Origin of the sequence: Pseudomonas borbori, assembly GCF_900115555.1 — a bacterium.
GTDB lineage: Bacteria > Pseudomonadota > Gammaproteobacteria > Pseudomonadales > Pseudomonadaceae > Aquipseudomonas > Aquipseudomonas borbori.
Genome location: NZ_FOWX01000002.1, coordinates 170,821 through 190,036 on the forward strand (window position 1 = coordinate 170,821; position 19,216 = coordinate 190,036).

20 protein-coding genes are annotated in these 19,216 nt (G+C 61.5%); 5 read left to right on the forward strand and 15 right to left on the reverse strand.

All coding sequences use genetic code 11. The features are described 5' to 3' along the window. Window positions 1–68 precede the first annotated feature (68 nt). The gene (locus BM315_RS02145) at window positions 69–2,294 is read right to left on the reverse strand and encodes a DNA internalization-related competence protein ComEC/Rec2 (protein ID WP_244527237.1); all 2,226 of its coding nucleotides are present in this window, start codon (window positions 2,292–2,294) and stop codon (window positions 69–71) included. Window positions 2,295–2,434: 140 nt separating this feature from the next. Between BM315_RS02145 and BM315_RS02150 the strand changes: the two genes are divergently transcribed. Beyond that, the gene (locus BM315_RS02150) at window positions 2,435–2,968 is read left to right on the forward strand and encodes a DUF2062 domain-containing protein (protein ID WP_090497333.1); all 534 of its coding nucleotides are present in this window, start codon (window positions 2,435–2,437) and stop codon (window positions 2,966–2,968) included. Between the two features lie 50 nt (window positions 2,969–3,018). Here BM315_RS02150 and BM315_RS02155 read toward each other — a convergent pair whose 3' ends face one another. Genes BM315_RS02155 through BM315_RS02165 form a run of 3 tightly spaced genes read right to left on the reverse strand, consistent with a single transcriptional unit; the run spans window position 3,019 to window position 6,204 of the window. Further along, a complete protein-coding gene (locus BM315_RS02155; protein WP_090497335.1) occupies window positions 3,019–4,263 on the reverse strand; it encodes a lipoprotein-releasing ABC transporter permease subunit in 1,245 nt (414 codons plus the stop codon). Next, the gene (lolD, locus tag BM315_RS02160) at window positions 4,263–4,946 is read right to left on the reverse strand and encodes a lipoprotein-releasing ABC transporter ATP-binding protein LolD (protein ID WP_170862146.1); all 684 of its coding nucleotides are present in this window, start codon (window positions 4,944–4,946) and stop codon (window positions 4,263–4,265) included. Before lolD ends, BM315_RS02155 begins: the two co-directional genes overlap by 1 nt. Window positions 4,947–4,953: 7 nt before the next feature. Next, window positions 4,954–6,204: a lipoprotein-releasing ABC transporter permease subunit gene (locus BM315_RS02165; RefSeq protein ID WP_090497339.1), complete on the reverse strand. Its 1,251-nt coding sequence runs from the start codon at window positions 6,202–6,204 to the stop codon at window positions 4,954–4,956. Window positions 6,205–6,299: 95 nt separating this feature from the next. On the opposite strand from BM315_RS02165, the gene BM315_RS02170 reads away from it, so the two are divergent. Genes BM315_RS02170 through BM315_RS02180 form a run of 3 tightly spaced genes read left to right on the forward strand, consistent with a single transcriptional unit; the run spans window position 6,300 to window position 7,907 of the window. Beyond that, on the forward strand, window positions 6,300–6,875 hold the full coding sequence (locus BM315_RS02170) for a PilZ domain-containing protein (RefSeq protein ID WP_090497341.1): 576 nt from the start codon (window positions 6,300–6,302) through the stop codon (window positions 6,873–6,875). Window positions 6,876–6,885: 10 nt separating this feature from the next. Further along, window positions 6,886–7,188, forward strand: a complete 303-nt coding sequence (locus BM315_RS02175) for a phosphodiesterase (RefSeq protein ID WP_090497343.1) — start codon at window positions 6,886–6,888, stop codon at window positions 7,186–7,188. After that, the gene (locus tag BM315_RS02180; RefSeq protein ID WP_090497345.1) at window positions 7,185–7,907 is read left to right on the forward strand and encodes a glycerophosphodiester phosphodiesterase; all 723 of its coding nucleotides are present in this window, start codon (window positions 7,185–7,187) and stop codon (window positions 7,905–7,907) included. Before BM315_RS02175 ends, BM315_RS02180 begins: the two co-directional genes overlap by 4 nt. 201 nt (window positions 7,908–8,108) lie before the next feature. Here BM315_RS02180 and sthA read toward each other — a convergent pair whose 3' ends face one another. From sthA to BM315_RS24190, 10 genes are all read right to left on the reverse strand, one after another. Beyond that, window positions 8,109–9,503 carry a Si-specific NAD(P)(+) transhydrogenase gene (sthA, locus tag BM315_RS02185; protein WP_090497347.1) on the reverse strand — a complete coding sequence of 465 codons (1,395 nt, stop codon included), beginning with the start codon at window positions 9,501–9,503 and terminating at the stop codon, window positions 8,109–8,111. A 125-nt stretch (window positions 9,504–9,628) separates the two neighbouring features. After that, entirely contained in the window at window positions 9,629–9,856 is a 228-nt protein-coding gene (gene nqrM / locus BM315_RS02190; protein ID WP_090497349.1) for a (Na+)-NQR maturation NqrM, read from the reverse strand. Beyond that, window positions 9,853–10,878, reverse strand: a complete 1,026-nt coding sequence (locus tag BM315_RS02195; RefSeq protein WP_090497350.1) for an FAD:protein FMN transferase — start codon at window positions 10,876–10,878, stop codon at window positions 9,853–9,855. The genes nqrM and BM315_RS02195 overlap by 4 nt, the downstream gene beginning before the upstream one ends. A 2-nt stretch (window positions 10,879–10,880) precedes the next feature. Next, window positions 10,881–12,107, reverse strand: a complete 1,227-nt coding sequence (gene nqrF / locus BM315_RS02200; protein ID WP_090497352.1) for an NADH:ubiquinone reductase (Na(+)-transporting) subunit F — start codon at window positions 12,105–12,107, stop codon at window positions 10,881–10,883. A gap of 15 nt (window positions 12,108–12,122) precedes the next feature. After that, window positions 12,123–12,731: an NADH:ubiquinone reductase (Na(+)-transporting) subunit E gene (nqrE, locus tag BM315_RS02205; RefSeq protein ID WP_090497354.1), complete on the reverse strand. Its 609-nt coding sequence runs from the start codon at window positions 12,729–12,731 to the stop codon at window positions 12,123–12,125. Next, the gene (locus tag BM315_RS02210; protein ID WP_170862140.1) at window positions 12,731–13,405 is read right to left on the reverse strand and encodes an NADH:ubiquinone reductase (Na(+)-transporting) subunit D; all 675 of its coding nucleotides are present in this window, start codon (window positions 13,403–13,405) and stop codon (window positions 12,731–12,733) included. Before BM315_RS02210 ends, nqrE begins: the two co-directional genes overlap by 1 nt. After that, on the reverse strand, window positions 13,402–14,190 hold the full coding sequence (locus tag BM315_RS02215; protein ID WP_090497357.1) for a Na(+)-translocating NADH-quinone reductase subunit C: 789 nt from the start codon (window positions 14,188–14,190) through the stop codon (window positions 13,402–13,404). The genes BM315_RS02210 and BM315_RS02215 overlap by 4 nt, the downstream gene beginning before the upstream one ends. Beyond that, complete coding sequence (locus BM315_RS02220) at window positions 14,183–15,394, reverse strand: NADH:ubiquinone reductase (Na(+)-transporting) subunit B (protein WP_090497359.1); 1,212 nt, start codon at window positions 15,392–15,394, stop codon at window positions 14,183–14,185. Before BM315_RS02220 ends, BM315_RS02215 begins: the two co-directional genes overlap by 8 nt. Window positions 15,395–15,396: 2 nt before the next feature. Further along, window positions 15,397–16,734 carry a Na(+)-translocating NADH-quinone reductase subunit A gene (locus BM315_RS02225; RefSeq protein ID WP_090497361.1) on the reverse strand — a complete coding sequence of 446 codons (1,338 nt, stop codon included), beginning with the start codon at window positions 16,732–16,734 and terminating at the stop codon, window positions 15,397–15,399. Further along, the gene (locus tag BM315_RS24190) at window positions 16,709–16,936 is read right to left on the reverse strand and encodes a hypothetical protein (protein WP_141123913.1); all 228 of its coding nucleotides are present in this window, start codon (window positions 16,934–16,936) and stop codon (window positions 16,709–16,711) included. The genes BM315_RS02225 and BM315_RS24190 overlap by 26 nt, the downstream gene beginning before the upstream one ends. A 71-nt stretch (window positions 16,937–17,007) precedes the next feature. On the opposite strand from BM315_RS24190, the gene BM315_RS02230 reads away from it, so the two are divergent. Then, the gene (locus tag BM315_RS02230; protein WP_090497363.1) at window positions 17,008–17,568 is read left to right on the forward strand and encodes a chalcone isomerase family protein; all 561 of its coding nucleotides are present in this window, start codon (window positions 17,008–17,010) and stop codon (window positions 17,566–17,568) included. A gap of 61 nt (window positions 17,569–17,629) precedes the next feature. Here BM315_RS02230 and BM315_RS02235 read toward each other — a convergent pair whose 3' ends face one another. Next, on the reverse strand, window positions 17,630–19,096 hold the full coding sequence (locus BM315_RS02235) for a glyceraldehyde-3-phosphate dehydrogenase (RefSeq protein WP_090497515.1): 1,467 nt from the start codon (window positions 19,094–19,096) through the stop codon (window positions 17,630–17,632). Window positions 19,097–19,216: the final 120 nt, after the last annotated feature.

Consider the following 19,216-nt stretch of genomic DNA (forward strand, 5'->3'; position numbering starts at 1 on the left):
GCACATCCCCTTTGGAAAAGTGGCGCCACTCTAGCATAGGGGCGGCATGGCGCCGACCGCCGCGGTTCTCATTTTTCTCGCCAAAACCGTGCGTGCTCGCGCCAGCCTTGCCCCCGGGCAAAGGCGCCCAGGCGAATGCGCACGGCGCCGTGCTCGACCGTGTCATAGAGCTGCGCGGACAGCGCTTCATAGCGTGCGACCACAGCGGCATGCGGGTGACCGAAGGCGTTGTGGCGGCCACGGGAAATCAGCGCAGCGCGCGGCGCCACGGCATCCAGCAAGGCCTGCGAGGACGAGCTGCGGCTGCCATGGTGCGGCGCCAACAGCCAGTGCGCGCGAACGTCCAGACCACTGCCGAGCAGCGCGCGCTCGGCCGCGCTGTCGATATCGCCGGTCAGCAGCAGGCGCTCGCCAGCCGCCTCGATCAGCAACACGCAGGAGGCCTGATTGCCATCCGTCGCCGCCGCCCAGTGCCAGGTCGTGAAATGCACGCCATCCCACTGCCAGCTGCGCCCCGACTCGCAGCTCTCGGCCCCGAGCAGCCCGGGCAGTGCCGCGGCCTCGCCGCTGACCACCTGCCCGACTGCCATGTCCCGCCGAATCGCCAGCGCACCACCGGCGTGATCGTTGTCGGCATGGCTGATCAGCAGCATATCCAGCTGCGCCACCCCCAATCCGCGCAACGACGGCAGCACCACGCGCTCACCCATGTCGAAGTCACCGAAGCGCGGCCCGGCGTCATACAGCAGCGCGTGCTCGCGGGTGCGCAGCAAGACCGCCAGGCCCTGGCCAACGTCCAGCATCCACACCTCGGCCTGGCCATGGGCCGGCCGCTGCGCCTCGGTAAAGAACAGTGGCAGCAGCAGAATCCAGCCCAGGCTGCGCAATGGCACACTCGCCGGCAGGAGCAACAGCAGGGTACCGAGTGCCACCAGCAACCAGGCCCAAAGCGCTAATGTCTCGGGCAACCAGGCCGGTAGCCAGGCAGCCATCTGCGTCAGCAGCATGAACAACAGCTTGAGCAAGCCACCGGCCAGCCATAGCAGCGCCTCCCCCAGCCAGGGCAGTGGCAAAAGCAAGGTGCCCAACAATGCCAACGGCACCACCGCCAGACCGACCCAGGGCACGGCCAGCAGATTGGCCAGCGGGCCGCTGGCACTGACCGGCAAACCCAGCGCCAGCAACAGCGGCAGCAGACCTATGGCCATCGCCCACTGCGCTCGCCCCAGCGTCTGCCACCACGACCAGGCGCCCAGCCGGCCACCGAAAATAAAAATCAGCAACAGCACCGCGCCGAAGGACAGCCAGAAGCCCGGCTGCAGGCTGGCCAGGGGTTCCAGCAACAAGACCACGACCAGCGCCATCAGCAGCGGCAGGAATACCCCGAGATGGCGAAAGCGCCAACGCCACAACAGCACCAGACCGACCATCACGCAGGCGCGCCGCACCGGCACCTCGAAACCTGCCAGCAGGCCGTAGCCGAGCGCACCGGCGAAGGCCAGACCGCAGGCCCAGGGCAGCCACGGCCATTGCCGCGGCCACCAGCCCAGCCGGGCCAAGCCGGCAATCAAGCCATACAACAGCCCGGCCAGCAGGCCGATATGCTGACCGGAAATCACCAGCAAGTGCACCGTGCCGGTGTCTTGCAGCACGCGCCAATCAGCCACCGACAGACCTGAGCCATCACCCAGCACCAGCGCCGCCAAGGCTCCCTCGCGACCATTGGCATCGACTGCGAGCAGGCGCTCGCGCAAACCATCGCGCCAACTGCCCGGCCCGCTGGCGGCGCTCAGCAACTGGCCGCTCTTGACCGTGCCGGTGGCGCCAATGCGTTGCGCCAGCAGCCAGGACTCGTAATCGAAAGACTGAGGATTGACCAGGCCATGTGGCCGTTTGAGACGCACCGCCAGGCGCCAGACCTCGCCGGCCCGTAGCGCGGGGCCACCATGCCAGGCCAGACGCAGCCGCGCTGGCAACTCGGCGCGCCGCGACTCGGCCTGCTGCAGCTGAAACCTGACCACACCATCGCGCCTATCGGGCAGGCCGACCACCCTCCCCTGCAGCCACAGAGTACGGCCATCGAGCTGCGGCGCCAGCCTGTCGTCCAGCGCCGACTGCGCCGAGATGCCGGCCCAGCTGAGGCCAAACAGGAAAAATGCCAACGGATAACTGCGAAATGGCAGCAACATCAGCCCCAGTATCGGCAGCAGCCATAATAGCCAGACCGGCGGTAGAGCCGGCAAGAATCGCAGCAGAAGCAAACCCGCCACCAACGCTGACATCCCTGTGCGCATAATCTCTCACTCCTTGAGATCCGCTTCCGTGGATCCAACCCAACTGCCGACCTTCACTTATTTGCTGTGACAAAGTGAGAAAGCGGCTCGTCTTGAATCGGTGCATAATATCGGCGCTTTTAGCCTGCCAGAGAGCCCCGATGCCGCGTCGTTTTTTCAAGCGCTACATGCCTCACCCGGACCGCATCAAGGCCAACAAGTCCCTGCGCTTTCTCGGCGCTCTGATTCACGACCCCAATCTCTGGCACCTCAACCGCCACTCGGTGGCGCGCGCCGTGGCCATCGGCCTGTTCTGGGCGATGATCCCCATGCCCATGCAAATGGTCGCCGCCGCACTGGTCGCCATTCCCGCACGCGCCAACCTGCCCATTTCCGTTGGACTGGTCTGGCTGACCAACCCGATCACCATGCCGCCGGTGTTCTATTGCAGCTATAAATTCGGCGCTTGGATGACCAACACCCCCACCCTGCGCATGCCCGACGAGATCACCCTGAGCTGGGTCGGCCATATGCTGCAGACCCACTGGCAGCCTCTACTCCTCGGCTCCTTCGTGCTCGGTTTGCTCTTTGCTGTACTGGGCTACCTGGCCACCAACAGCTACTGGCACTGGTGGGTACGGCGCAGCTGGCGCAAACGCCAAGAACAACGCCGCAACAACAAGCCGGATAACTGAAACAAAAAAGCCGTTACTCGAATAACGACTTTTTGCTTGCAGAGACTAGCTCATTCGTAGCGCAAGGCTTCCGCCGGCTGGATCCCGGCGGCCCGCCAGGATGGATAGAGGGTCGCGAGAAAACTCAGGGCGAAGGCCGCACCGCAGATCAGCAGCACATCGGCGAGCAGCAATTCGGACGGCAGATTGCTGATGAAGTAGACATCCGAGCTGAGTACCTGCTGACCGCTGAGACGTTCGATCCAGCCGACCAACTGGCTGACATTCAGCGCCGCGACTATGCCCAGCGCGGCGCCGATCAGCGTGCCGACCACCCCGATCACCGTGCCCTGGACCATGAAGATGCCCATGATCTGGCCCGGGGTCGCGCCCAGGGTACGCAGGATGGCGATATCCCCCCCCTTGTCGGCCACCACCATGATCAGGGTGGCAATGATATTGAACGCAGCCACCGCCACGATCAGCAGCAACAGCAAGCCGATCATGGTCTTTTCCATCTTCATGGCGCTGAACAGGCTGCCCTGGGTCTGCGTCCAGTCGCTGGCTCGATAGCCCTCGCCCAACTCGCTGACGATGGCGGCCGACACCTGCGGCGCCTGATACAGATCTTGCAGCTTCAAACGCACACCAGGCACCTGGCCCGGCTGCAAGCGCTGGATCTGCGCGGCATCGGCGACATGCAGCAAGGCCAGCGAGCTGTCCAGCTCGGCACCGACCTTGAACACCCCGACCACATTGACCGCCTGCATCCGCGGCGTGATGCCACCGGGTACCGAACTGGCCTCGGGCACGATCAGCGCCAGGCGATCGCCGACCTTCAACTGAAAGCGCCGGGCGGTGATTTCGCCGATCACCACGCCGAACTCGCCGGCCTGCAGATCGCTCAGACGCCCCTGGATCATGTGCTCGGCAATGATCGACACCTGCGGCTCCAGCTCGGGATCGATGCCCTGCAACTGAATCGGCTGCATCGCGCCGCGGTAGGACAGCATGCCTTCCAGCTCGGCAAAGGGCACGGCGGCCAACACCTGCGGATTGCGCTTGGCGGCCGCGGCCACCGCCTGCCAATCATCCATCGGCTGGACCCCGGCGATCGCCGCATGCGGCACCATGCCGAGGATCCGCGAGCTCATTTCCTTCTGAAACCCATTCATCACCGACAGCACCACGATCATCGCCAACACACCCAGGGCGAGACCGATCATCGAGGTCAGGGAAATAAAGGAAATGAAATGGTTGCGCCGCTTGGCCCGGGTGTAGCGGGTACCTATGTACAGGCTCAGAGGGCGGAACATCAGGCGGCCACCAACTTGCCGTCTTCCAGGCGCAGGATGCGATCCATCTGCCGCGCCAGCTCCATGTCGTGGGTCACCACCAGGAAAGCGGTGCGCGATGCGCTACTCAACTCCCGCATCAGCTCCTGAATGCCCTGGGCGGTGTGATGGTCGAGGTTGCCGGTGGGCTCGTCGAGCAGCACCAGCCCCGGCCGGTTGACCAGGGCCCGGGCAATAGCCACGCGCTGGCGCTCGCCACCGGACAGCTCCGCCGGCTTGTGCGTCAAGCGATGGCCGAGCCCGACCCGTTCGAGCAACGCGGTCGCCCGCTGACGCGCCTCGGCAATCGGCGTGCGCCCGATCAGCAGTGGCATGCAGACGTTTTCCAGGGCCGTGAACTCCGGCAGCAGGTGATGGAACTGATAGACGAAACCCAGCGAGCGGTTGCGCAGCAGACCACGCGCCTTCTCGCTCAGCGCCGACAGCTCCTCGCCCGCCAGCCAGACGCTACCGCTGCTGGGCGTATCCAGGCCGCCGAGCATGTTCAGCAAGGTGCTCTTGCCCGAGCCTGAACTGCCGACGATCGCCACCCGCTCGCCGGGATGTAGCTCCAGCTGCAAGCCGTCCAGCACCACCACCGACTGCGGGCCTTCCTCGTAGCTTTTGCCGAGGTTGCGGCAACTCAACACAGCACGCTCTTGCATAACCTGATCACTCATAACGCAGTGCCTCCGCGGGCTGGGTACGCGCCGCGCGCCAGGCCGGATAAAGGGTGGCGAGAAAACTCAGAACCAGCGCAGCGGCGCAGACCAGCAGTACATCCGCGAGCATCAGTTGCGATGGCAGGTAGTCGATGAAATAGACGTCGGCATCGAGAAAGCGCATGCCCAGTGCACGCTCCAGCGCAGCGATACCGGCACTGACATTGAGTGCCGCGAAGATCCCCAGCAACGCGCCGATAAGGGTGCCAACCACGCCGATCACCGTGCCCTGGACCATGAAGATCGCCATGATTTGCCCGGGCGTGGCGCCGAGGGTGCGCAGAATGGCGATGTCGCCCTTCTTGTCCGTCACCACCATGACCAGGGTGGAGATGATGTTGAACGCGGCGACCGCGACTATCAGCAGCAGCAGCAGGCCGATCATGGCCTTCTCCATGCGGATCGCCTGATACAGGTTGCCGTGGGTGCGGGTCCAGTCGCGGGCGTAATAGTCACGCTCGCCCAGGGTTTGCGCCAACGTCCAGGCCGTACGCGGCGCCTGGAACAGATCGGCGACCTTCAGGCGGATGCCCTGCACCTGATCCGCCCGGCGGCGCTGCAAGCGCGCCAGATCCTGCACATGGGTCATCGCCACGTGGCCATCGATCTCTCCGGCGCCGACATGAAAGATGCCGACCACGGTGAAACGCTTGAGCCGCGGAAACATGCCCGCCGGCGTTACCGTGACTTCGGGTGCGACGAAGGTGATCTTGTCGCCCAGGCCCACGCCCAGCTTGGCGGCGGCCTTGTCGCCGATGACGATGCCGAAGGCACCGGCTTCGAGGTCTTGCAAGCGGCCCTGCCGAAAGAAATCGCCGATGATCGAAACCTTCGCCTCCTCGAGCGGATCGACGGCATTGATCAATACCTTCTGCACCTTGCCCTCATTCGTGAGCAAGCCCTGCATCTGGCTGAATGGCGCAACGGCCAGCACCTGCGGGTTCTCCAGCGCGGTGTCGGCGAGGCTGCGCCAATCATCGATGGCCGTCGCCGACTCGACGGTGGCATGCGGCACCATACCGAGCACGCGGGTGCGCATCTCATGGTCGAAGCCGTTCATCACCGACAGCACCACGATCATCACGAGCACACCGAGTGCCAGCCCGATCATCGAAGTCAGGGAAATAAAGGAGACGAAGTGGTTGCGGCGTTTGGCACGGGTGTAACGCGTACCTATATAGACGAACAGGGGTCTGAACATGTCGGGGGCTGATTCGCGGGAAAGAGGAACGTCCTTGTGGCGGGGCCTGGCAAGCGGCCTTACACTCAGACCACTACTGCTGCCATGGGTTCGCCATGTCGATTCAAGATGAAGATGACCGCCGCGAATACTATCGTATCGACGATACGATCGCACTGGAATTCACCCCGCTGTCGGGCGCCGAGGCGCTGGCCAGCGACGAACTTCACGACAGCTCGCCGCTGTTCAACCTGCTCAGTGAATTGCACCTGCTGGACTTCGAGTCACAGCACCTGTTGCGCCATATCAGCGAGCGCGACCGCACCCTGGCCAACTACCTCAAGGTAATCAACAAGCGCATCGACCTGCTCGGCCAGGCCGTCGCCCAGAGTCTTTTGCGCGACATCGGCACACCGCGGCGGGTGTGCCTGTCCGAGGGTGGCGTGAGTTTCACCAGCAGCCAAAACCTCGCCATCGACAGCCATCTGGCGATCAAGATAGTGCTGATGCCGCAGGCTCTGGGCCTGCTGTTGCGGGCCAAGGTGATTCACTGCCAGGCACTCGCCGAGCAGCAGTTCGAGATCGGCACCGAGTTCGAAGCCTTGACCGATGCACAGCGCCAGTTGCTGGCCCGGCATATCCTCCAGCGCCAAGCCCTGGAGCGCCGCCAGGCCCGTGAACAACCCAAGTGACGAGAAGAGCATGCCACGTCTGTTGCTGGCACTGATCCTGTGCCTGCCATTTTGCGCCAACGCCGAAACCCTGCGGATTCCCCTCGGCCAGCAAGGCGCCGCCGCCGCCCAACTGCCCCAGCGCGGCGAATCGCAGCGCGCGGTGCTGGAGCGCTTCGGCCTGGCCGATGAAGAACACCCTGCGGTCGGCAGCCCGCCGATTAGCCGCTGGGACTACCGCGAGTTCAGCGTGTACTTCGAATACGATCATGTGATCAACAGCGTGCGCCACCATCGGCCGCGCACCAGCGACCCTGCGAAGGAGCAACCGTGACCCTGATCTATGGCCACCGCGGCGCCAAAGGCGAAGCACCGGAAAACACCCTGGCCAGCTTCCAGCAGTGCCTGGAACATGGCGTGCGCCGTTGCGAACTGGACCTGCACCAGTCACGCGACGGCGAGCTGATGGTGATCCATGACCCGACCCTGAAACGCACCACCGGCCATCGCGGCAAGGTGGTCGAACACGACGCCGCTGAACTGGTGCGCTATGACGCGCGCAAAGGAGGACCCGGCTGGAAAACCCCCTGCCCGATTCCCCGCCTGGCCGAGCTGTTCGAGCAATGTCCCTTCGAGCACTGGCAACTGGAGGTCAAAAGCGCCTCCAAGGCCCGCGCCGCGCAGATGGCCGAGGCGATTGCCGAGCTGACCGCGCGCCATGGCCTGACCGATAAAGTCACGGTCACCTCGAGCTCACGGGAAGTACTCAGTGCCCTCAAGCGCCTGACGCCGCAACTGGCCCGCGGCCTGGTGGCCGAATACGCCTGGCTCGACCCGCTGAAAGTGGCCCAGCACTATGGCTGCAGCCTGCTGGCCCTGAACTGGACCCTGTGCACCCCGGAACGCCTGCTGAAAGCGCAGAAAGCCGGCTTGCATGTCTCGGTCTGGACGGTCAACGAGCCGGCACTGATGCGCCGCCTCGCCGATTTCGGCGTGGACAGCCTGATTACCGACTTTCCCGGCCTGGCGGTGCAGACCCTGGGTGACGCATAGCTTGGGTCGGGACGCGCAGCGATGAAGCCCACCCTTGTACTCGGCTACCTCCGCCTACCAAGCAGGCAATAAAAAACCGGCCACACAAGGCCGGTTTTTTATTGCTGCCTGGTCAGAAACTCTCCCGGTTCGGCCAGCGCCACGCCGGGGAGTCACTGAACGGATCTTCCCCGACCGGCTCAGGCCACCGGTCGGAGCCGTTCAAAAAAGCCGGTTGAGACCGTCGAACGCCGCCACCCGATAGGCTTCGGCCATGGTCGGGTAGTTGAAGGTGGTGTTGACGAAGTACTTGATGCTGTTGGCTGCACCCTTCTGGTTCATGATCGCCTGGCCGATGTGCACGATCTCCGAGGCCTGGTAGCCAAAGCAGTGCACGCCGAGCACTTCGAGCGTTTCGCGGTGAAACAGGATCTTCAGCATGCCCACCGGCTCGGCGGCGATCTGCGCTCGCGCCATGCTCTTGAAGAATGCCTTGCCCACCTCGTAGGGAATCTTGGCCTGGGTCAGCTCACGCTCGTTCTTGCCGATCGAGCTGATCTCCGGGATGGTGTAGATACCGGTCGGCACATCGTCGACGAAACGCCAGCTGTCATTCTCGACGATATTGCCCGCGGCCGAGCGACCCTGGTCGTAGGCAGCGCTGGCCAGGCTCGGCCAACCGATCACGTCGCCGGCGGCGAAGATATTCGACACTTCGGTGCGGTAATGCTGGTCGACCTCGATCTGCCCGCGGCTGTTGACCTTGATGCCGATGTTTTCCAGGCCCAACTGGTCGGTGTTGCCGGTACGACCGTTGCACCAGAGCAAGGCATCGGCCTTGATCTTCTTGCCCGACTTGAGATGCAGCACCACCCCGTTATCCACACCTTCGATGCTCTCGTACTCTTCGTTGTGGCGGATCAGTACGTTGCTGTTGCGCAGGTGATAGCTGAGCGCATCGGAAATTTCCGAATCCAGGAAGCTGAGCAATTGATCACGGTTGTCGATCAGGTCGACCAGCACACCGAGACCGCTGAAGATCGACGCATATTCGCAACCGATGACCCCGGCCCCATAGATGATCAGCCGGCGCGGCGTATGGCTGAGGGTGAGGATAGTGTCACTGTCATACACCCGCGGATGATGGAAGTCGACGTCCGCCGGACGATAAGGACGCGAGCCGGTGGCGATGACGATCTGCTTGGCCACCAGTTTTTCCACCACGCCATTGGCGCAGACCACCTCGATGGTCTGCTCATCGGCGAAGCTGCCCGTGCCGAAGAACAGGTCGATGCGATTGCGCGCGTAGTAACCCGTGCGTGAGGTCACCTGCTTGGCGATCACCCGCTCGGCGCTTTTCAGCACATCGGGGAAGGAAAACCAGCGCGGCTCGCCGATCTGACGAAACATCGGGTTGGTGTTGAACTGCATGATCTGGCGCACCGAATGGCGCAACGCCTTGGACGGGATGGTGCCCAGGTGGGTGCAGTTGCCACCGACCTCGCGACGGCTATCGACCACCGCCACCTTGCGCCCCGCCTTGGCGGCGTTCATTGCCGCACCCTCACCCGCCGGGCCCGAGCCCAACACCACTACGTCGTAGTTGTAGACCGCCATGTTTACTCCTTCAGATCACACCGGAGCGCTTATGCCGCGCACTCGGCAGGGCCAGCACTGCATCAGGGCAGCCTGGCAATCGATACGTGATTCGCCAGCCTGACATGCAGGCCGGCGAATGGCGATTAGCGCTTGGTCGCGTCGTAGGCCAGTGCGCTGGTGCCGGCCTGCGGCGCGCTGTTGACCTCTTCGCACTTCTCGCGGCTACCGCCGCAAATCGAGCACTCTTTCTCGATGCCCAGATTGGCAATACCGCCACAGGAACCGGCAATCGGTTTACGCCCCATGATCACGCCAACGGCCATCAATGCCACCACTAACAGCATGGTGAAAAATACGATCAACCAAGTCATTGCTCTTCTCCTGCAGCGAATAGCTGCTCGAAAGCCGTGGTACCCCGTGTGACGAAGCCTTCGCCTTCGCGGGTCACGAAAAACGCTGCGATGCCGGCTTGCTCGGCGTAGGCCAAACCTCGCTCCGGCCCCAGCACCATCAACACTGTAGACAAGCCATCGGCGCGCAAGGTCGATGGATCGGCGACCGTCACCGCCGCCAGCGTGTGAGTGATGGGCGCGCCGGTTTGCGGATCGAGCGTATGCGAGTAGCGCACGCCGTTTTCCTCGAAATAATTACGGTAATCCCCTGAGGTGGAAATACCGTAACCATCCAGTTGCAGAATCCTCTGGGCCACCCGCTGATCGTCGCGTGGCGCCTCGATGGCGATGCGCCAGGATTGCCCATCCGGCTTCTTGCCCGCACCCTTGAGCTCCCCGGTGACATCCACCAGATAGCTGCCGACACCCAACTCGGTCAGGCGGCTGACGATTCTTTCGACCGTATAACCGGCGGCAATACTGTTGAGATCCAGCTGCAGATCGACGTCCTTGCACAACTGCCGCCCGTCTATACGCAGGTGCCGATAACCGCTGCGCAGCCGCGCCTCGGCCAGTTGCTCGGCGCTCGGCACACGCTCGACCCGCGCCTGCGGACCGAAGCCCCACAGATTGAGCAAGGGTTCGAGGGTCGGATCGAAAGCACCGCCGCTTTCCTGAGCCAGTTGCAGACCCATGCGCACTACTTCAAGCATCCCGGCGGGAACCGCCATGCAGCTGCCTGCCGGCGCCCGGTTGAACGCCGAGATCACCGAGTCCTCGCGGTAGGTGGACATCTGCCGATCGATTTCGCCCAGAATTGCCTCGGTCTCGGCCTTGAGGGTCAGCGCATCGGCGACACCCTCAGCGGTGACATATTTGACCGAGTAGGTGCTGCCCATGGTCGGGCCGCCGAACTCTTCGACCTTCCCGGAATGCAAACAGCCCGTTAGGGCTGTCGCAAAGGCGACAGCGATAACGGGCTGGAATACCGCTAATTTCATGCTTAGCCGCCGAAGTCGTCGAGCAGGATATTCTCCTCCTCCACACCCAGGTCGACCAGCATCTTGATCACGGCGGCGTTCATCATCGGCGGGCCGCACATGTAGAACTCGCAATCTTCCGGAGCCGGATGGTCCTTCAGGTAGTTCTCGTACAGCACGTTGTGGATGAAGCCCTTCATGCCGGTCCAGTTGTCTTCCGGCAACGGATCGGACAACGCCAGGTGCCACTTGAAGTTGGGGTTTTCCGCCTGCAACTGGTCGTACTCTTCGACGTAGAAGGCTTCACGCATGGAGCGTGCGCCGTACCAGAAGCTGATCTTGCGCGTCGACTTGAGGCGCTTGAGCTGGTCGAAGATGTGCGAACGCATCGGCGCCATACCGGCACCGCCACCGATGAAGACCATCTCGGCATCGGTGTCCTTGGCGAAGAACTCGCCGAAGGGACCGTACACGGCGATCTTGTCGCCCGGCTTGAGGCTGAACACATAGGAGCTCATCTTGCCCGGCGGCAGATCGTCCTTGCCCGGTGGCGGCGAGGCGATACGGATATTGAACTTCACCAGGCCACGCTCTTCCGGGTAGTTGGCCATGGAGTAGGCGCGAATGGTGGTTTCTTCGACCTTGGACACGTACTTCCACTGGTTGAACTTGTCCCAGTCGCCGCGATATTCCTCCTGGATATCGAAGTCCTTGTAACGCACTTCGTGCGGCGGGCATTCGAGCTGTACATAGCCACCGGCGCGGAAGTCGACGTTCTCGCCTTCCGGCAGTTTCAGCGTCAGCTCCTTGATGAAAGTGGCCACGTTCGGATTGGACACCACCGTACATTCCCACTTCTTCACGCCGAAGACTTCTTCCGGCACCTCGATCTTCATGTCCTGCTTGACCGGGGTCTGGCAGGACAGACGCCAGCCAGCCTTGGCTTCGCGACGGGTGAAGGCAGCCTCTTCGGTCGGCAGCATTTCGCCGCCGCCATGCTCGACCACGCACTTGCACTGGGCGCAGGTACCGCCGCCACCGCAGGCCGACGAGAGGAAGATATTGTTGGACGCCAGGGTCTGCAGCAACTTGCCGCCGGCCGGCACCACAATGGTTTTTTCGCCATTGATCTCGATGCTCACGTCACCACTGGAAACCAGTTTGGCGCGCGCAGCGAGAATGATCAGCACCAGCGCCAGCACAATGCCGGTGAACATGCCGATTGCGAGAAAGATTTCGAAATTGATCATCTATTCATCCCTTCCTTACAACTGCACGCCGGAAAAGGACATAAAGCCCAGAGACATCAGACCGATGGTGATAAAGGTGATGCCCAGCCCCTGCAAACCTGCCGGCACGTCACTGTACTTGAGCTTCTCGCGAATCCCCGCCAAAGCGGCAATCGCCAGCGCCCAGGACAGCCCCGAGCCGAAGCCGTACACGGTACTTTCCGCCAGGTTGTAGTCACGCTCGACCATGAACAGGGTGCCGCCCATGATCGCGCAGTTCACCGTGATCAACGGCAGGAATACGCCGAGGGCGTTGTACAGCGAGGGCACGTACTTATCCAGAAGCATCTCGAGAATCTGCACGATCGCTGCGATCACACCAATGTAGCTGAGCAGACCGAGGAAGCTCAGGTCGACTTCCGGCATACCGGCCCAGGCCAGCGCACCGTCTTTCAACAAATAGGTGTAGATCAGGTTGTTCGCCGGTACGGTAATCACCTGCACCACGACCACCGCGATACCCAGACCAATCGCGGTCTCGACTTTCTTCGAGATGGCGATGAAGGTGCACATGCCGAGGAAGAAGGCCAGCGCCATGTTCTCAACGAACACCGCCTTGGCCAGCAAACTGATGTAGTGCTCCATTAGTAGGCCTCCTTGTTCGAGACTTGCGGCGCCATCTTGAAGCTCGGTTTCTCGACCTGCTCTCTTTTCCAGCTACGCAGGGCCCAGATGAACAGGCCGATCAGGAAGAACGCCGAAGGTGGCAGCAACAACAAGCCGTTAGGCTGATACCAGCCGCCGTCGTTGATCACCGGAATGATCTCGTAACCCATCAGCTTGCCCGCACCGAACAGCTCGCGAACTATACCCAGAACGATCAGCATGGCGCTGTAGCCCAAGCCGTTACCGATACCGTCGAAGAACGACAACACCGGCGGATTCTGCATGGCAAAGGCTTCGGCACGGCCCATCACGATGCAGTTGGTGATGATCAGACCGACGAACACCGACAACTGCTTGGACAGGCTGAAGGCATAGGCCTTGAGCACCTGATCGACCACGATAACCAAGGATGCGATGATCACCATCTGCACGATCATGCGGATCGAACTGGGGATCTGACTGCGAACCATCGAGATGAACAGGTTGGAAAACCCGGTCACCAGGGTCAGCGCGACCGACATCACCAAGGCGGTTTTCAGGTTCGAGGTCACCGCCAATGCGGAACAGATACCGAGAATCTGCAGGCCAATGGGGTTGTTGTTGAAGATCGGATTGAGCAGGACTTCTTTAATAGTCGGTTGCGACATGATCAAGCCTCCCCTGCACGCAGGTTAGCGATAAACGGACCGAAGCCATTCTGGCCGAGCCAGAACTTCAGCAGGTTGTCCACGCCCTTGCTGGTAAGGGTGGCGCCTGCCAGGCCATCAACCTGATGCACGGCCTTGGGGCTCTGTGCATCGATGCCGCCCTTGACGATTTCCACGGCCAGCTTGCCGTCCTCGTCGAACAGGGTCTTGCCTGGCCATTGGCCTTTCCACTTCGGATTGTCGACTTCACCACCCAGCCCCGGGGTCTCGCCATGCTGATAGAAGCCCATGCCGACCACGGTATTCAGATCGCCTTTGACCGCGATGAAACCATACAGGGTCGACCACAGGCCGTAGCCACGCACCGGCAGGATCAGAGTGTCGACCTGACCCTCTTTTTCCACCACATAAACAGTGCTGAAACGTTCCTGGCGCTTGATCCCCGCGATGTCGTCACTGCCCTTGAGCACGGAAGACAGTTTAGGATCCTTGGAGGCCTTCAACGGATCGAAGGTGACCGGATCCTTGGCATCGGAGAATTTGCCGCTTTGCAGATCCACCAGCTTGGCGCTGATGGTGCCTTTGAACATGTCTTTGACTTGCGCACTCGACATGCTCGGATCGCCCAGCCCGGCAATCGCCAGGATGCTGCGCTGTTTATCCAGCAGACGGTTGTCGACCTGGGTCGGTTTGAGTGCCACAGCGGCACCAGCGACGAACACCGAGCACACCAGGCAGACCAACAGGGCCACCGTCAGGGTGCGAGCGGTGGATTCTTTTTGACTAGACATTGCGTGCCAGCCTCCGCTTGATATTGGCTTGAACGACGAAGTGGTCGATCAGCGGTGCGAACAGGTTGGCGAACAGGATCGCCAGCATCATGCCTTCCGGGAACGCAGGGTTGACCACACGGATCAACACCACCATGACCCCGATCAAGGCACCGAAAACCCACTTGCCGGTATTGGTCATGGACGCCGATACCGGATCGGTGGCCATAAAGAACATACCGAAGGCGAAACCGCCGACCACCAGATGCCAGTACCAGGGCATGGCGAACATCGGGTTGGTGGTCGAGCCGAGCAGATTGAACAGCATGCTGAGGCCGATCATGCCCAGCATCACCCCGGCGACGATGCGCCAGGAGGCGATCTTGGTGATCAGCAGCGCCAGGCCACCAACCGCGATCGCCAGGGTGCTGGTTTCGCCCAGGGAACCGTGAATGGTGCCGACGAAGGCGTCCATCCAGGTGATGCCCTGACCGATCACGTTCTCGATACCGCCGGAAGCGGCCAGGCTCAATGCAGTGGCGCCAGCGAAACCGTCGACCGTGGTCCATACCGCGTCGCCGGACATTTGTGCCGGATAAGCGAAGAACAGGAAGGCACGGCCGGTCAGGGCCGGGTTGAGGAAGTTCTTGCCGGTACCACCAAACACTTCCTTGCCGATTACCACACCGAAGCTGATGCCCAGCGCGACCTGCCACAGCGGAATGCTCGGAGGCAGAATCAGGGCGAACAGCACCGAGGTGACGAAGAAACCTTCGTTGACTTCATGCTTGCGGATCGAGGCGAACAATACCTCCCAGAAGCCGCCGACGATAAAGATCACCCCATAGACCGGCAGGAACCAGGCAGCGCCCTGGACGAAGTTGTCCCAGAGGCTGTTCGGATCGAACCCGGCAAGGGCGCTGATCAACGTGAAGTGCAAGCCTTCTTGAGTCGCCAGCAACTCGGGGTTCTGGGCGAAAATCAGGTTGGCCTGGTAACCGGTGTTCCACATGCCGAAGAACATCGCCGGAAAAGTGCAAACCCAGACGGTGATCATCATGCGCTTGAGGTCGATGCCGTCACGCACATGGGCGGTGGTTTTGGTCACGCTGGAGGGGCGATAGAAGAAAGTGTCGAAAGCCTCGTACAAGGCATACCACTTCTCGTACCTGCCGCCTTTCTCGAAGTTGTGCTCGATTTTATCGAGGAATGCGCGCATACCCATGATCAACCCTCCTTCTCGATGCGGGCGAGGTTATCGCGCAAGATCGGGCCATATTCGTATTTGCCGGCACAGACATAACTGCACAGCGCCAGGTCTTCTTCGTCGAGCTCGAGACAGCCAAGCTTCTGCGCCATCTCGGTATCGCCGACGATCAAGTAGCGCAGCAGTTGCGTCGGCAGCATGTCCAGCGGCATCACTTCTTCGTAGTTGCCCACCGGCACCATGGCGCGCGGGCTGCCATTGGTGGTGGTGGAAAATGCGAATTTCTTTGCCGCCGCCAGCTTGGAGACGAAAATGTTCAGCACCGAATGCTTGTTCACCCCGGCGCGCAGGTAATGCAGCATCTCACGGTCATTACCTTCTGCCAGGCAAGACACCTGCAGGTGATAACGACCCAGGTAGGCGAAGGCACCGTGGGCAGTACGCCCACCCAGCACCGAACCGGAAACCACGCGGTTATAGCCGGACTGCAATTGACCGACCGTCAACTCGTTCAGGTTGGCCCCCAGGCGGGTACGCAGCAAGCGCGGCTGCTCCACCACGGGGCCGCCCAGAGCGACCACGCGCTCGACCCACAGCTGCCCGGTAGTGAACAACTTGCCGATGGCGATGACGTCCTGATAATTGATCGACCAGACACTCTTGCTGGCACTGACCGGATCGAGGAAGTGGATGTGGGTGCCCGCCAGACCAGCCGGATGCGGACCGGCAAAGGTCTCTGTCTGTACTTTGTTCAGTTGCTCACCCGGCAGGCTGCTGCCATCGGCCTTGCACAGGAAGACCTTGGCCAGATTGCTCAGCACCTTGAGACCGTTTTCGAAATCAGCGGCATATGCGCCGATGACCACAGCCGGATCAGCCGCCAACGGCTGGGTGTCCATGGCTGCGACGAAAATAGAGCTGGGCACTGCATCAACCGCAGGCACCTTGCTGAACGGACGAGTACGCAGTGCGGTCCAGAGACCGGAGCGCTGCAGGTTTTCGCGAACCTGCGCGCCACTCAAACCGCCCAACTGCGTTAGCGGATAGCTGGCGAAGGTCACCTGCTCATCGCCGTCCAGGTCGATCACCAGCGACTGCAACACGCGCTTCTCGCCGCGATGTATCGCACTGACCACCCCGGCGCCAGGCGCAGTGTAATCAACCCCTGGCGACCTCTTATCGGTGAACAGCACCTGACCGAGCTTGACTCGATCGCCGACCTGCACCTGCATCGTGGGCTTCATGCCGTGATAATCGAAGCCAACGATGGCGACACTGCGTACCGGCCTCGCGGCCTCTATACGCTGCGCCGGCGCGCCTGTTATGGGCAAATCAAGCCCATGTTTCAATTTGATCATAGGTTTGCCTAACCACTGATTTATAAGCTTTTTTTAGAATACGGGCGGCATCTGGATGTTTAATAGCCATATCCACATCAATAATGTTATTGACATGGGTAATGATGCCGAGCGCGGGTAAAAAATCCGCTTGATTATAAAGATGTACTCCCCAACTAACCACCCGAGCGCTTGCTTTTTTTAGGCATTGCGCACGACGCACAACAGACCAAACTTGACTGGAATCATTGCGCGGGTGAAATGACAGTCACCCCCGCCGCCCGGAGTCACAGCATGCGCAAACTACTGGCGCTTACCAGCCTGCTTCTGCTCAGCCCCGCACTGTTCGCCAACCCTGACGAGCGCTTGCGCGAGGCAAATTTCGCCGCGCAGACGACCCTGGAGCGAGCCAGCCTGGAGCGCAAGAACCAAAGCGTGCTGCGCTACCTGTGGGTCGACGTCTATGCCGCCGCCCTCTATGCGGAACCCAACGTCAGCGCCGTCCAGGCCCTTGACCCCCAACGCAGCAAGCGCCTGGAACTCTATTACTTCCGAAAAATCCAGCGCGACGACGTGATCGAGGCCGCCTGGACCACACTGAGTAGGCAACACGACACCGCCACGCTCGCGCGCCTGCGCAGCGACCTGGATGCCTTGCACGCGAGCTTCCTGGACATCAATCCAGGCGACCGTTACGCCCTCAACTACAACGCGAATAGCGGCCTGAGCCTGGAGCGTAACGGCAAAACCGCCTTCGCCAGCAACAACCCGGAACTGGCCAGCGCCTACCTGGGCATCTGGCTGGCACCCAACGGGCTGTCGGACAGCCTGCGCAGCAGTCTGCTCAACGATTGACCAACAAGCCTGGATAAAAAAACGGGAGCCAAGGCTCCCGTTTTTCAATTTCTGCTAGCGCTTAGCGCGGAAAAGCCGGCGGATTGACCCCGACCATGTCCTCCATCACGCGCACCACCTGACAGCTGTAGCCGAACTCGTTGTCGTACCACACATAGAGTACGACACGATTGTCATTGGCGATGGTCGCTTCGGCATCCACCACACCGGCATGACGCGAACCGACGAAGTCGGTGGAGACCACTTCCTGGGAGTTGACGAAATCGATCTGCTTGTGCAAATCCGAGTGCAGCGCCATGTAGCGCAGGTACTCGTTGATCTCTTCGCGGGTCGTGGCCTGCTCCAGGTTCAGGTTGAGGATGGCCATGGACACGTTCGGCGTCGGCACGCGAATGGCGTTGCCGGTCAACTTACCCTTGAGCACCGGCAGCGCCTTGGCGGCGGCAGTGGCGGCCCCCGTCTCGGTGATCACCATGTTCAGCGCGGCACTACGACCACGACGACTGCCCTTGTGGAAGTTGTCGATCAGGTTCTGGTCGTTGGTGTACGAGTGCACGGTTTCGACGTGGCCATTGATGATGCCGTACTTGTCATTCACCGCCTTGAGCACCGGCACGATGGCGTTGGTGGTGCAGGAGGCCGCGGAAACGATCTTGTCGTCGGCGCTGATGTCGCCATGGTTGATGCCATGCACGATGTTCTTCAGCGCGCCCTTGCCGGGAGCCGTCAGCACCACGCGAGCGATGCCCGGGCAGGCCAGGTGCTGGCTCAAGCCCTCGGCGTCACGCCACACACCGGTGTTGTCCACCAGCAGCGCGTTATCGATACCGTACTGGGTGTAATCGACTTCGCTGGGCGACTTGGCATAAATCACCTGGATCAGGTTGCCATTGGCGGTGATGGTGTTGTTTTCCTCGTCGACGACGATGGTGCCGTCGAACGGACCGTGCACCGAGTCGCGGCGCAACAGACTGGCACGCTTGTCCAGATCGTTCTCTGCACCCTTGCGCACGACGATCGCGCGCAGGCGCAGGCCATCACCACCACCGGTCTTCTCGATCAGGATACGCGCCAGCAGACGACCGATACGGCCGAAACCATAGAGCACCACATCGGTGCCCTTGCGTGCCACGACATTCTGCTGGCCGGCTACCGGCTCCAGCTCGTCGCGCACGAACTGCTCGATGCTGCGGCCATTGGCCTCTGCCAGGTACTTGGCCATCATCCGCCCCAAATCCACGGAAGCGGCACCCAGTTTGAGCTCGCTCATGGTCTTGAGCATCGGGAAAGTATCATGCACCGACAGTTCGGCATCGCCATCCAGACGGTGACGCGCATAACGATGGGCCTTGAGAATCTGAATGACCGAACGGTTGATCAGGCTACGACCGTAGATCGAGGTGACTACGTTGTTGTTGCGGTAGAGCTGGCCAATCAAGGGAATCATCGCTTCTGCGAGGGCTTCTCGATCGATCCACTCACCGAGACACTGGTCGGGCTTCTGATTCACGGGCAGTACCTTCCATATGTAGGGGCTGAAAAAAGGGGCTACATTATGACGGCGTAGGCAATCGCCGGCAATCTGCAACGGACGAAACACTGACAACAACCAGCGCGGATAGTTACAATCGCGGGCCATGTCGTCATG